We start from the raw sequence: 14,148 nt of genomic DNA, 5'->3' as shown, positions 1-14,148 counted from the left end.
TATGAGCCAAGGCTGACCCGGTATTCAATGTGTCAGCCTTGTAAGTTTAAATTTAATTTCAATTAATTTCCTTCATAGAACTCGCCAAGCTTTTTCCAATCATCATTTACCTTTAACCCTTGAGCCTCAGCTGCTTTCTTGTTAATAACAAGCTTTAAGGTTTTCGGAAGTTCAACAGGTATTTCTGAAGGCTTTTTCTTACCTGTTAAAATGTCAGCTGCCATTAAACCTGATTGGTAACCGATATCAAAATAGTTGAAACCACTTGCGGCAACTGCTCCTCTTTTCATGGAATCAAGTTCGCCAACGAAAAGCGGAATTTTCTTGCTATTGGCAACTGAAATGACAGACTCTAAAGCTGAAACCACTGTATTGTCCGTCGGAATGTAAACTGCGTCAACACGGCCTACTAATGACTCTGCTGCCTGCTTTACTTCTGCAGAAGATGAGACCGAAACCTCTACGAGTTTAGCCCCCTTCTCTTCCGCTAATTGTTTTACCGTTTTCACCTGCACTACCGAATTTTGTTCACCTGAATTATAAATTACCCCAATTTTCTTCGCTTTTACTTCGTCAGTAATAAAGCTAATCGTCTTTTTCGTTGCATCAGGGTGGTTGTCTGTGGTACCCGTTATATTTTTCCCAGGCTTATCAAATGCTTTTACTAACCCTGACCCAACAGGGTCTGTCACTGATGTAAATACAATTGGAATTTCCTTTGTTGCTTTTAATGCTGCCGTTGCACTTGGAGTAGCATTAGCAAAAATTAAGTCAACTTTGTCCCCAACAAAATTCTTAGCGATTGTTTGTGTATTATTCATATCAGCCTGTGCATTTTGTTCATCATACTTGACCTTAATGCCTTTGTCCTTTAAGGCTTGTTTAAATCCTTTTGTAGCTGCATCTAATGATGGATGAACGGCAAATTGAGTAATCCCAATTTTATATTCATTTTCAGCACCATCTTTTTTCGTACTTCCTGCTGTTTCTTTGCTTGCACACCCGGCAAGCATCAACATTCCCGCTAACACAAAGGAAAGCGATTTGACATTCTTTTTCATTAACTAAAATCCCCCTTGAAATAGTTTTTAAAAATTATTCCAAAAATTTTATATATTTAAAAATTATTCTAGTATCTTTTTGCTCTACAATCAATAGTTATTCTAAAAATATTTTTGCGCTTTAAAGCATATCATTCTAATTTGAGATTATTCTAAAAGAATTTCCCATTCGATTTATAACCATTTTTTCTTTAAAATAGAAAAAAGCCTTCTCACCATGAAGAAGACTTAACCAAAATGTATTTTAGGTATAAGTGGGGCAACAAATTTTAAGTCCAATCACTCGTACTCTCAAGTAATTGGTCAATTTCGACCGGAAACACTTTTAAGTTGCTTTTCTCAGATGTCAGATCTGATGTTGATTCTAGTAATTTGTCAATATCAATTATAACGATTCCCATATCTAACCTCCAAAGTAAAATAAGAAATTACTTTACCAAAAGATTCGTCACTTGGAGGGCAAATATGGGGGTCTTATTCAAAAAAAATCCAATTTTTTTACTATAATGCCTGCTAAACAATAGATTTATTCTTTGCAATCAAATCCTCTAGTACATCTAATTAATAATCTTTTCAACCTTTGTTCATAGTTTATTCATTTTTATCCAGTAAGATATTAATTGTTAAGGACAATCACACAAACCCCCTTTTCGACATCCAGTCTAAATTAGACTGGATTTTTTTGTTTTAATTCCATTTCTTAATTTTATTTACAACTTTGGTCTTTAAAACAGTAATAAATGTCGATTCGCCTTTTAAGGTTTTTTGTTTATGCCATTCATTTGAACTTGCAACAATAATCAAAATAAATCCGGCGACTAGTAAATATCCCCACCAAGGCATATGCCCCCAGTAAGGTCTCGTTTGTAAAAATAGATTTAAAAGTAATACACCTGAACCTGTAAAGAAGTAGGATTTTATTTGCCAATACATTCCTGACAGCATCGATAACAGGGACAGTGAGCCTAAAATAATCCCCTCATAAACAGAAGAGTTCGTCAATCCATCATGAATTAAAAAAAGAGAAACAATAATCAATATCCCCCATTCAAGCGGCTTGGTAATTATTGAGAAGCGCTCCTGTAATAAAAGGCGTATGAAAATCATTAGAAGAACCCATGGAAGTGCAAGCAATTCACCTTTCCATAAATGAGGCACCTGGAATTCACTAATAATAGAATAATATGGTTGTAATAAATAAGCCGCACTAAGAAGTTGAAATAGAACGGAATAGTTTGATGGTACTCTTTTTCTTTGCAACCAAATGGAAGCGGCAATCATGATACCGGGGAGAGCATGTGACAAAATGGATGTACCATCAAAATAATACATAAACAAAAAATATAAAAATGCAATAAATGTAAACCCGTCCAACTTGAAATCCTTAAAGCTGCGTCCATTATTAAATAATTTTTTATAAACTAATTGACCTATGAGGATCATTGAAATACCGATTCCACCGGAAAGAAGCAATTTTTCAAATCCACTTTTGTTTCCAAAAAATGAAAATTGAACCATTGCAAGAAAAGCAAAAAACAGGGGGATTATTCCAATTATATCCCATTTTAGTTTATGCAAATAGAACAAAATCACAGCTGCATAGACAATAGTGACACCATAAGACATAAATTCAAAGGGGTAAGTGAAGAGCATAGTTCCAATTCCAATAATCGAAAATGGGACTGCATAAAATGATGTTCGTTTTTTGAATGTTTGATTTGCAAAAAGCCCAAAAAGCAAAATTAGCGCACTTGTGATCGGGAATTCGTAATGACCAAAATACTGAACGACAAGGTAATTTAATCCGGTTGAAACAAAAAATAATACCGATGTAAAACAACCATATAGAAAAGCTTTTATTTTCCATTCTGTAATAACGATTCTTGTACTAAGTGCATATGTGATTATTGAAAGAAAAAAGCTTAAATCTGAAACGGTGTTATATTCAAACCAGGTAAACGCCAGGGCAAAAGGGTAAATACCATGGCCAACCCATGCAAAAGCCTTTGACAATAATGGATCCTTTTTTCTACAGCCATAAGCCAAGATGATTAATAGGACTGCACTTGTCGAGAAAATCAGTGAATTAACTGAATGGTTGAATGGGAATACCATTGAAAATGAGTGGACAATTGAAAAATAAGAAAATAATGTAGTAATACTAATAAAATATGGAATCCATTTTAATCCAAACCTTTTATAAAAGTAGTAGTACAGGCAGATACCAAATAGTAAAACAATTGGCATAACCCATAATTGATTAATCGGACCGATTATTGAACTAAAAATACTGAATGAATAAAGGGCTTGAGCCGTATAGGAAGAAGTCCTTTCAAGGTCAAGTTCTTTCATTTTTCTCCATATTAAGCTTGATAGTAATACAGCGATTGAACCTGCTGCAAAATTACACGCATAGCTAAATTCGGTTTGATAAAACCGATTGCTTGAAATGATTGCCTCACCAAACGCAACAAAAGAAAGCCCAAGTGAAACAGGAAAAACCCACAATGCTACTTTTTTATAAATAACTCTTTTTTCTTTTTTATGGACCATTAAAGCTATGGTAACAAGGAGTAAGAGCATAACTCCCGCTTCCCGCCAGAATGATAAATTTATAGCTCTCAAGATTTCAAGCATCATTATAGCTATACCGACATCCTTTGAGCCGGTCTGTATGCTTCGTATATGCTTTGAAAGGCAACCAATTCCAAACACAATATACAGGATGTACCCGGAAATAAACCAACTAAAAGAAATTTGAAGCCCATCAAGTGGTGATACAATTGATGAAACTAATTCATATAGACCGGATGCTGTAAAAACAGAACCTAAATACGGAAATAACCGGTTTAAAGTGTAATTTGACAAATAAGTAAAATTTGCAGCAATGATGAAATAGGCGATCATTAATACAACTGACGGTTGACCGGCACGAAGCAATAACCCCTCAAGACTAATATAGAAAAATGCCGAGCCGGATATAACGGCGCTTGTGTATTTGAAAACCTTATCGAGCGATAAGTTTCCCGTAATTGCTTTTGGGACAAATACGATTCCAAACCCGACTAATGCGTAAACAATAGCTCCAAAAGAGTTTAGAATTGAGTGTTCAATTAACTGATAGACACCATATATCAGCATTGTACTAAATACAAAATGATATTCTTTCTTCCCGCTAACATAGATCATCGACAAATAGATTATTGCAGTTAAGAGCAAATTGAAACTATAAAGGAGTTTATTATCATAAAGAAATAGCATAAATAAAGTACATAGGACTAGATTGACTTGGACAAATGGGACAAACTCTTTGGTAAATAATTTAAGTTTCTCATTACTTTTCATTTGGTGGTAAACAAATATTAAAAAGGTATTGAATACCATAAGTCCCAAATAAAAAAAATCTATCTTTAGATTTAGGCTGGCTAAGAAAAATGCAGTCCCGGCAGTTACAGCAATATAGCTGAACCAAACAAATAATCGCGAGTGCAAATACTTGGCAAACGAAATATAAACGATTACCGGTAACAAACTGCCCAGCATTCCTAGGAGATATCGTCCATCACCAAATATGGATAAATACGTTCCAAGCAGTCCGAACCATCCAAGCGAAAGGATAAAAATCGGTAAAAATAAACTTCCAAGGACGAAAAAGGCAAATGCAGTCTTTTCAATATGCAATACTTTTTTCGTTAATAAAGCCATTCCGTAAAACAATAAGGATACGATAGCGATTGATGCACTTTTCATGAAGCTTGTCATTGATTCCCAATTGCTGGTCGCTACAAATAAGCCGCCAATTAATAAAAATATAACACCAATATTCAATGACCATGTAATATTCCTTTCTCGCAATTCCTCCTGAGAAAGAGCCTTTTTGACTTTTTGAGGCTTTGGGTTAACCTTTTTGTTAACCCTCATTTTCGTTTCCGATGGCTGGGAATCCCGGCTTATTTCATCATTTACTAAATCGAGAAGGTACGCATGATGTGAATGTGCTACAGTTTCTGCAATAGCATCTGATAAATACCCTCCTTCCTTTAAACTAAAAAGCTCTTGCCTAAAGATTTTCCGTCTCTCTTCCCTCAAATTCGGCTCCATCAAATCGCCCCTTCCCTTACAACTAAAAAGGTTGTTTTCATTCTTTACGCTCTATATTTTACTAATATTCATTTACCCCATTTTTCCTTTATAGTGTAATTTTACACTATTTTTATAAAAATTTCCATAATTATTTAATTGCAATTTTTTTGGTCCATTTTTTCTTAAAAAGGTTGTATCATTGCGATAATTATCTGTATTATTAAATCATTACAGAAAAGTTGGAGGCAACCATGCTAACATTTGACGAAAAACTTGCTATAATTGAATCTTTTCCGGAACTAGAGCGAAAAAATGTTTCACTGGGACGTATTAATTTTCATTTTCCTGAAAGCATTTCGGACAAAAAAAATATTGTTTATCATTTGCATCCAAATGGGAATGGTTTTGTCTTTGCAGGTGAATTGCCAAATTATAAAAAAGATGAAAAAGGGATGGTTAATATTCGTGATTTTTCTGCAGATGAATTGCGTTTACTGCTAAAGAAGACAATTCGGTCACTATCCCCTATAGATAAAACTGTTGAAGAGGAAACAATAATTGGAGATTTATCCGAAGAGCGCTGGGTTGATGGAGAAAACAATCTTCTTATTTTAATTAATGAAAATGATACCTGGAATATTTATTTTGGACTTAACTTAGATGAGAGCTTTGATACGCATGAAGAAGCAATAGAATTTTTAAAAGAAGAAGGTTTTCATCGGGAATAGTTATCCAAGTATTAATTCTTTTTATTCTAAAACAAAAGCTGTGTCAATGATATTGGACACAGCTTTTTATACATCCTTCTTATTCCTTGCTTTCATATTCCTGATCAATCCATTGATCTAAACGAATTATGCTCTTTCTTGCCCGTGAATATTCAATCGTCCGATAATGATGCATTCCACCCTCTTCTTCGTCCTTTTCATCTGCCCATTTTACAATTTGCTGTAAGGGGGTCCTGACAATATCATTAGAAGGTAAAAATGAATCCGTATGGAATAAAATAGCAAGGGCAATTGTCTTCGCCTTTATCGGATTTTCTCCCAGCCGAATTAATAATTTATGAGCCCTTTCCGCCCCTTTAATTGCGTGAATGTCATTTTGCTTGTACAATTCATAATCCCATTTCCCATTTTTATACCAAGTATAATGACCCATATCATGAAGGAGTCCCGCTTTCGCTGCAATGTCTACATCCAAATGATGTTCTTTACCTAAATGGTAGGCATGATAGGCAACCGCAATGGCATGGGCTAGTCCGGAGCGATTCAAATATTTTTGCGCAATACGATGTTCGAATATATTTAATAATTTGACATCTCTCATTTAATCTCTCCCCACTCATGCTGAATTTTTTCATATATTATATGATATCTATCATTCCAATGCTATTATTTTATTGTCTGAAAATAATAAAAAAACAGCAGAATTCATCAAAAAAATCCACTGTCTTTTTTATAGTCTAATCCATATTATTTTTTTGACCCTCGATAACCTGCATCTAGCGCTTCTTTTTCTGTACAAAACCAGACTATATTGTCCTTTACTGAATCATAATATGCTCCGCCTGGAACATGGTATATTTGTGAATTGGCATTGCCCTTAATTTTTCCTTTACAGCTTACATTTGCTTCTCGATCATTACTTGAGTTATTTTGAAAATTGTTATCTGAAGATGAACCTGTTGAGGTTTTTGAAGTAGTGCCCGATGATAAACTCTTTTCCTTGTTTGCTTCCGGATGATATCCATCCTCTTTAGCATAGTTTTCAATTGACCAGATCCCTATGCCTTTTTTCTGTGCTATCTTTTGGATAGCATAAAATTCATCTACATATTTTGTATTAGGAGCATAGATATATGCTACCCGGGCTAACCCTTTTTCCAGTAACATTTCATTAAACATTTTTCCACCTACATATATATAAGCAAGAAGACGGCCATATTTATCACGTCCTCCTCCAATGCCCGTTTCAATTTCCACCTTTGTTCCTACCGGGAGTATTTTTTTCGTGTATTCTGCTGCCTCAGGGCCGAATGGCTGGACTCCTAATCGCGGATGATGTGTTTCCGGTGTGTCGACACAGAGCATTCTTACCTTCTCTTCTTTTCCATTTAAATTAATATCTAGTGTATCGCCATCAATATTTTTCGTAATGGTCGCGGGAAGCAAATTCTTATTATCATTCACACTATTTTGGGATAATGACGAGTCTGTAGAACTGGAAATAGCTGAAGAATCGACGGTTTCATTTACTTTTTGTTCGGATTTATTTTCAACTGCAGTTTTGCTTGAATTTCCCCCAACACTGCCAGAGCAGCCTGAAATAGCAATAGAGGTCATGATCAATAATGACAGCAAAGTATTTAGGATTCTATTTTCCATATATATGACTCCTTTTTCCAAAAATATTATATGAATAATACTATTTTAACAAAAATGTTGTCTAAATAATTACCAATATTCCATTGAAAGAGAAAATAAAAAGAGAGAAGAAATTAATCTTCCCTCTTTACAAAAGGTTAAGGTGTTTTTGTCCCTTTGTTACCTTTAGGGCCCAAATATTCATAGTCATTCGGATTAATCGCTTTATATCCCTGAGGTTTATAAAAACGCAAGAGATCTTTATACACGACTTCATCAGACATTTGCAGTTCAGTTTTCACTTTATCACTCGTAACTTTACAAGCATTAGCATTTGGCATTAATTCACCTGTAACAGTATTGTAGCATTTATCACTAACTTGAATTGTTTGAGACGATACAAAATCCCCATTTCTAAATGCTACCCAATCACGATGATTTTTAGATAATAAATCTGAGCCAAATTCCATGTAATCTTTTGTATCAATTCCCATTAAATGAAGCAGTGTTGGGCGAACGTCCACTTCACCGCCGTATTGATGTTGAACTCCGCCTTTCACCCCTGGAACATGAATAAACAGTGGTACTTCTTGCAATTTTGCGTTAAGTGCCGGTGTAATTTTATCGACTCCAAGAACTTTGGCCATAGCGTCATTATGGTTTTCGGATAGACCGTAATGGTCACCATAAAGAACAATGACAGATTTATCATAAAGGCCATCAGCTTTTAAATCATTAAAAAATTGTTCAAGCGCTTGGTCCATATAGTTTGCAGATTGAAAATATTGGTTTACAACAGTATCACCGAAATCTCCTGCAGGGAACGTTGTGTCCTGAGGATCCATTTCAAATGGGAAATGGTTTGATAATGTAATAAACTTTGTATAGAAAGGCTGCTTTAAGCTTTCAAGCATCGGCATTGACTCTTTAAAGTAAGGTTTATCCTTCATACCATAGTTTTTCTTGTTTTCAGGTGTCATACTATAATACTCGGCATCAAAAAACTGATCATATCCTAAAGCTTTATACATTACGTTCCGATTCCAGAAAGTCTTATAATTACCGTGGAATACGGCAGAATTATAACCATATCCCTTTAATATTGCCGGGGCTGCCTGGAAAGTGTTCTGTGCTTTATTAATAAAAACAGCGCCTTGAGACATTGGATATAAAGAGTTTTCCATTAAGAATTCGGCATCTGATGTTTTACCCTGTCCGGTTTGATGGTAAAAGTTATCGAAATAGAAAGTATTGCCATCATGTGCTAATGAATTCAAGAATGGTGTTACAGGCTGACCATTCGGCATTTTATAATCAATCATAAAGTTTTGGAATGATTCTAATGAAACATAAATAACGTTCATCCCTTTTGCTTTACCGAAATAAGCAGGATTTGGCTGTGCATAGTTTGCTTTCCGATAGTTTTCCACATCCGTAATATCGCTGCCATCAGCAAAGGCACGTTGACTGGATGATTGGATATTTTGAATGATGTCGTAAATTGTAAAGTTGTATGCACCTAAATATTTAACCAAATAATTACGATCAAATGAGCGTGATAACAGCTGTGGGCGATCTTTTTCAGCTAATCCAAGGTTAAAAAGAAAAACTGTGATTGAAAATAGAAGAACAATTTTAAAAGATTTTCTATTTGTGACAGTAACTTTTTTAAATACGGTTAAGGCAAGAATGATTAATGCAATCGTATCAGCAAAATAAAAAATATCAAAGCCTGACATTAATGATGTAGCACTGTCCCCTAATTGACCTGCATTTGTCTTTGTCTGCATTAAAACAGGGATGGTGATAAAATCATTAAAAAATCGATAGTACGCAATATTGGCGTATAAAAGGAACGATAATAGGAAATTGGTAATAATCATTACGAGTTTTGTATGTTTTTTGAAAAGCAATGATATCCCAAAAAAGAAAAGTGCCGAACTTAATGGGTTAATCATTAATAAAAATTTCTGTAGATTATTATCTATTCCAAGTTTAAATTCAAGTTGGTATGCCACATATGTTTTGATCCAAAATAAAACAACAGCAATGGCAAAGAAAGTAATATAATTATTTTTAAGATTTGTTGGCAGTTTTATTTTTTTCATTTTAATTCTCCTCTCACTTACCACTAACCTTCGGTAAACGAACCTCAATTACTATATCATATTTTTTTTAAAAATAAAAACATAAATTATGCCATTTTATGCTTTCATTAACACTAAATATTTCGTCGTTATTTCTATTTTTTTCATTCAACAAACTTCAATAATATAAGACGAAATAGATTTAATTTAGTTTCATATTTTTCTCATTTTATAGACAACCTCATTTGTAAAAAAACAATCCCATTAAATGGTAATCGAACGATTTCAGTTCTTAGTTATCATAAACCTGAAATTTTGGGTGTGCAATATGATTTTAGACTTATCTTTTACAGAATATAAAACAAGCTCATTTTTTAGAAGTAATTATTGAAGTTTTTTTTGTATATTAGTGAGGCGGAAAACGAAGCATACTAGAAAAGGATTTGAAACGAGGGGATTTAAATGCCGAGAATTAGACCTGATTTTACTAAAAGTCCTTATTTTGTTGATGAGCCAGGGAATTGGCACCTAAAGCCAGGAGCTCCTGAAGCCCTTCAGATTGAATTAAAGAACTATCTAAATTCACTTGAAGAAATTGATGAGCCTGGAACTATTAATGGAATTCGCATTGGATATCCATATGATGACCTTAATAAATTTCAATAAAAAAATCAGGAAGGATTACCTATTTATTCCTTCCTGATTTTTATTTAGATTATGCCTTTGTTTTTCGATAGCATAAAGGACCACGATCCCAAAAATTCTTTTCTGAGCAACCGATACAGGAGGATCCTGCACCAATAGGTGAACAAACACCCTCATTCCATGATAAGCTTTCACATGCATTAAACGTTGATGGACCCCTGCAGCCTAACTTAAACAGACAATATCCTTTTAACCCACCTTCATCATCATATGATTCTGCGAAGAGTCCTTGATCAAAAAATGGTTTTCGATGGCAGTTTTGGTGAACGGTGCATTCATAAAATTTCTTTGGCCTTTCTCTCTTATCAAGCTCCGGTAACTCATCATGTATGTATAAATGTAATAAGGAACCAATCATTACCTCGGATATAGGCGGACAACCAGGTACAATAACTACCTTATTATCAGGGAGAATATCAGCAAGTGGAGATGCATCGGTTGGGTTTGGATTTGCAGCCCCAATTCCTCCCCATGATGAACAACTGCCAAAAGCAAAGATTGCTTTTGCCCCATTGGCAGCATGGATTATTTCCTCACGAACAGATCTACCGCCAACAGTCAGGTATTCATCCTTTTCAGGGATACTGCCTTCAATAACAAGAATATATTTCCCATTACATACATCCATAATTTGATTGCGATGGGATTCAATTTCATCTCCTGATGAAAAAGACAAAAGTTCACTATATTCCAAGCTGATCCAATTTAAAAATAACTCCTCCGTCCCTGGAAATGCACTTCTAATAAATGACTCTTTGCACCCTGTGCAATCCTGAGCACTAATCCATAATAGAGGAATTCGTTTCTTATCGTATGCGCTCTCAATATCTTCCCTTTCAAAACCAAATCTCTCTGTCCAAAGTCTTTGGGTTATTTCAGAATAGATCGGACTTTTTAATTCATGAATACTCATGGTTATCACCTCTGTAACTCCATTTTAATAAGTTAATACTTACTAGAGGTGTGCTGAATATGACTCTTTTTTGTCTTTTGTGAAAAAATGAGCAGTTTTAACTGAAAAAGGGAGGAAAAGTTTTCCACACAGTCTAAATTTGTTTACGATAAATTTTTTTAAAGGTCAAATATGAATAAGAATAGATAACAACAATGCCAATGACTAAAGCCGACCAAAATAGTTTCATACCCAATGTTCCTATTACAATAGAAGAAAGCGGTACCAACCCAATAATTACAGTAACAAATCCTCCAAATCGATGGGTTTTTCTCCAAACTTGTTCAGAAGCAAGGGTCCAAGGATTGCGAAAACCAATAAAATAATTTGGTCTAAGCTGGATCATATAATTCCCCATACCGATAAACAATAAGCCTAGCAGCACGGGCAGTACTTTTGTGAAGGAAATGTTATAACCCAGTGCACTAAATAGGGCGATAAGGTTTAAACTGGCTAAGAAGGTAATGATAATTAAGGTAATGTTTGAATAAGCAGTTGAATGAATTTTATAAGATTCTCTTTTTGGATCGATTAATGGAGTAATTTGCCGTAAAAGAATAATAATTAACGGCAGAGCACCCATCAATACCATTTCAATCTTTGAACCATAACGATTAACCCCACCATTTAGTCCCCAATGTACCGGCACCTTTTCAGGTAAATGCGGATAGGCAATAATATTTATAATTAAAGCAATTATAGAAATGGCTAAAGTAACATAAAAGAATTTATTCTTCAAGCGAGTCTTCCCCTTTATCCCTTTTATCTAATAACCATTTAATAACATCCTGCAAAACAGTAGAGTTTAATGAATAGTAAATAAATTGTCCCTTTTTTTCATCAGTAATTAAACCCGCAGATTTAAGAATTTTTAAATGATTGCTGATTGAAGGCTTACTCATCTCAAAATTATCCGAGATCTCCCCTGCAGTTAAATCAACATCTCTTAATAAATCGAGAATTTTTCTCCTAGTTGAATCGGATAATGCCTTGAAAACTTCGTTCATTCCATCCCCTTCTTCGTTATTTAGTTAATTATCTAAATATATAATAACACCATAAATAACCTTTTCAAAGCCCTTTTTTAAAAAAGTTGGAAAATTTACTATTTCACTTATGAAATTCCATGAAATCGTAAAGAATAAAACGACAATTTATTTGGGAGTGATTATAATGAATGTAAACAGAGTAAAACAAATTTTGTCTTCTTCAGCAGATATTGAAGTCAAATACAATGGTTCGTCCGTTTGGATTGACCAACTTAATGAGGATGGAAGAACAGCAACCGTCCATTTACGCGGTCCACTTGAAGAAAGAACGATAGTTGAAATTGGAGAACTCGTTGAAGAATAAGTACTTCTTTCCACCATTTCTTTTGAAACGGTGGTTTTTTCTTGATTATTATTGCAACAATAAAAAAAGCAGGAGCAAATCCTGCTTTAAACCATATCCTCATTTTCTTTTTCGATATCTGCCGGCTTAGGCTGTTCTTGTTGTACAATGCTCCCGAGTACTTCTCTGTTCGTCTCACTGGCATCTTTCCCTGCTCCGGGTGCAATATTAGCCATCGGCAGCTGTTCTAATTCTTTTCCTCTAGGCATATTCCTCACTCCTTTCTTTTAAGTTGTGTAAACTGAATTAATTTTAATCAAAAAAATATAAAAACCAGCTGATCAAAGCTGGTTTTATTTTTAGATATTAATTTTTTTGAGTATCGAATATAACATGGTTTGCCAGTAACAGAATTGTCATGTCGTCCATTGGCGGATTATGAAGCCCGGCTCTTACATCGCGATAGTATCGTTGCAATGGGTTTTTCAAGGAAAGACTCCGTGCCCCCACGATTCTCATTGCAAGATCGACAACATCGATTGCGATGTTGGTAACGGTTAATTTAGCAGCTCCCAATACAGGGCCCATTTTTTCTCTTTTTTTAGCATCTGATATATCCCACTGCTTAGCAACTCCATATAAAAAGTATTCGGCCTGCATTAGCTTCAATTCCATTTCACCTATTTTTTGTTTTACATTTGGTAAATCAATAATCGCCCCGTCAATACTATTCGGGGAATATTCACGGGCAAAACAGATAGCATATTTTTTCGCTGCCTTCGCAATGCCAAGATAACAGGCTGGTATGTGAAGGAGCCACCCATTCACACTTTTTTTCTCCTGACCTAGCTTTTCCACAAAGTTTTCTTCCGACACCACCACATTTTTTAAAATCAAATCATGACTGCCGGTTCCTCTTAAAGCAATACTATCCCATGTTTCTTCTATTTCTAAGCCTTTAGCAGCACGGGGAATGAGGAAGTTCCCTACTTGACGGTTATCCCCTTTAATCGATGCACTAATAATAAAAAAATCAAGAACAGGAGACATTGTTGTAAACGTTTTTCGGCCATTTATCACCCATACAGCACCTTTTTTTTCTGCTGTTGTTTCGGGCATGCCCCCACGTGTGGGGCTTCCCGTTTTAGGCTCAGTGGCAGCACTATTTATTAATGAACCGCTGATTACTTCTTCACAAAGTTTTTTGAAAACTGATTCATTCCAATTCTCTTTTTCTCCCAGATTCATCATGATTCCCATATGCCAACCGATAGAAAGGGCAGTCGCTCCATCCCCTTCTGCTATTTTTTCTTGAAGACGCACCAATTCATAAAGGGAGATACCGATCCCCCCGTATTTTTTTGGTACGGTTAGGCCTGTATAGCCCGTGTCCTTAAGATCTTGGATATTTTCAAATGGAAAGCTTCCCTCAATATCAATCTTGTGGGCACGTGATAAAAACTGTTTAGATAGATCCTCCATCAAATCGAGTCTATCCTCCAATGTTTTACACCTTTGGAAATCCATCAATAACTCTCCCCCAATCCTTTTTCATTTATATT

At 34.9% G+C, this 14,148-nt stretch carries 14 protein-coding genes; 3 read left to right on the top strand and 11 right to left on the bottom strand.

Features of this window, described 5'->3' with window-relative positions:
- Positions 1-62: 62 nt before the first annotated feature.
- The 3 genes from AC3ANV_RS09860 to AC3ANV_RS09850 all read right to left on the bottom strand — a co-directional run bounded on the left by AC3ANV_RS09860 (position 63) and on the right by AC3ANV_RS09850 (position 5,162).
- The gene (locus tag AC3ANV_RS09860) at positions 63-1,061 is read right to left on the bottom strand and encodes an ABC transporter substrate-binding protein (RefSeq protein ID WP_488313440.1); all 999 of its coding nucleotides are present in this window, start codon (positions 1,059-1,061) and stop codon (positions 63-65) included.
- A 269-nt stretch (positions 1,062-1,330) separates the two neighbouring features.
- Complete coding sequence (locus AC3ANV_RS09855; protein WP_488313439.1) at positions 1,331-1,462, bottom strand: hypothetical protein; 132 nt, start codon at positions 1,460-1,462, stop codon at positions 1,331-1,333.
- 286 nt (positions 1,463-1,748) lie between these two features.
- The gene (locus AC3ANV_RS09850; protein ID WP_488313438.1) at positions 1,749-5,162 is read right to left on the bottom strand and encodes a hypothetical protein; all 3,414 of its coding nucleotides are present in this window, start codon (positions 5,160-5,162) and stop codon (positions 1,749-1,751) included.
- A 233-nt stretch (positions 5,163-5,395) separates the two neighbouring features.
- Between AC3ANV_RS09850 and AC3ANV_RS09845 the strand changes: the two genes are divergently transcribed.
- On the top strand, positions 5,396-5,872 hold the full coding sequence (locus AC3ANV_RS09845) for a hypothetical protein (protein ID WP_488313437.1): 477 nt from the start codon (positions 5,396-5,398) through the stop codon (positions 5,870-5,872).
- 79 nt (positions 5,873-5,951) lie between these two features.
- On the opposite strand, the gene AC3ANV_RS09840 is transcribed toward AC3ANV_RS09845, so the two are convergent.
- From AC3ANV_RS09840 to ltaS, 3 genes are all read right to left on the bottom strand, one after another.
- Positions 5,952-6,473, bottom strand: coding sequence for an HD domain-containing protein (locus tag AC3ANV_RS09840; protein WP_488313436.1), 522 nt, complete (start codon positions 6,471-6,473; stop codon positions 5,952-5,954).
- A gap of 146 nt (positions 6,474-6,619) precedes the next feature.
- Entirely contained in the window at positions 6,620-7,531 is a 912-nt protein-coding gene (locus AC3ANV_RS09835; protein ID WP_488313435.1) for a thermonuclease family protein, read from the bottom strand.
- Between the two features lie 137 nt (positions 7,532-7,668).
- A complete protein-coding gene (ltaS, locus tag AC3ANV_RS09830; RefSeq protein ID WP_488313434.1) occupies positions 7,669-9,618 on the bottom strand; it encodes a lipoteichoic acid synthase in 1,950 nt (649 codons plus the stop codon).
- Between the two features lie 441 nt (positions 9,619-10,059).
- Here ltaS and AC3ANV_RS09825 point away from each other — a divergent pair, with 441 nt between their 5' ends.
- On the top strand, positions 10,060-10,263 hold the full coding sequence (locus AC3ANV_RS09825) for a hypothetical protein (protein ID WP_488313433.1): 204 nt from the start codon (positions 10,060-10,062) through the stop codon (positions 10,261-10,263).
- 49 nt (positions 10,264-10,312) lie between these two features.
- Here AC3ANV_RS09825 and AC3ANV_RS09820 read toward each other — a convergent pair whose 3' ends face one another.
- The 3 genes from AC3ANV_RS09820 to AC3ANV_RS09810 form a co-directional block, all read right to left on the bottom strand.
- Complete coding sequence (locus AC3ANV_RS09820; protein WP_488313432.1) at positions 10,313-11,215, bottom strand: hydrogenase small subunit; 903 nt, start codon at positions 11,213-11,215, stop codon at positions 10,313-10,315.
- A gap of 133 nt (positions 11,216-11,348) precedes the next feature.
- On the bottom strand, positions 11,349-11,993 hold the full coding sequence (locus tag AC3ANV_RS09815; RefSeq protein ID WP_488313431.1) for an SdpI family protein: 645 nt from the start codon (positions 11,991-11,993) through the stop codon (positions 11,349-11,351).
- Positions 11,983-12,261, bottom strand: a complete 279-nt coding sequence (locus AC3ANV_RS09810; RefSeq protein WP_488313430.1) for an autorepressor SdpR family transcription factor — start codon at positions 12,259-12,261, stop codon at positions 11,983-11,985. Before AC3ANV_RS09810 ends, AC3ANV_RS09815 begins: the two co-directional genes overlap by 11 nt.
- A 166-nt stretch (positions 12,262-12,427) precedes the next feature.
- Between AC3ANV_RS09810 and AC3ANV_RS09805 the strand changes: the two genes are divergently transcribed.
- Complete coding sequence (locus tag AC3ANV_RS09805; RefSeq protein WP_488313429.1) at positions 12,428-12,607, top strand: small, acid-soluble spore protein, H family; 180 nt, start codon at positions 12,428-12,430, stop codon at positions 12,605-12,607.
- Between the two features lie 86 nt (positions 12,608-12,693).
- On the opposite strand, the gene AC3ANV_RS09800 is transcribed toward AC3ANV_RS09805, so the two are convergent.
- Positions 12,694-12,855: a hypothetical protein gene (locus AC3ANV_RS09800; RefSeq protein ID WP_488313428.1), complete on the bottom strand. Its 162-nt coding sequence runs from the start codon at positions 12,853-12,855 to the stop codon at positions 12,694-12,696.
- A 97-nt stretch (positions 12,856-12,952) separates the two neighbouring features.
- Positions 12,953-14,113 (bottom strand): acyl-CoA dehydrogenase family protein, encoded by a 1,161-nt coding sequence (locus tag AC3ANV_RS09795; protein WP_488313427.1) that lies wholly within the window; start codon positions 14,111-14,113, stop codon positions 12,953-12,955.
- Positions 14,114-14,148 lie beyond the last annotated feature (35 nt).

The sequence above is a fragment of the Neobacillus sp. DFD-2R genome, from assembly GCF_057747865.1.
This window is presented reverse-complemented; position numbering and strand designations above follow the sequence as displayed.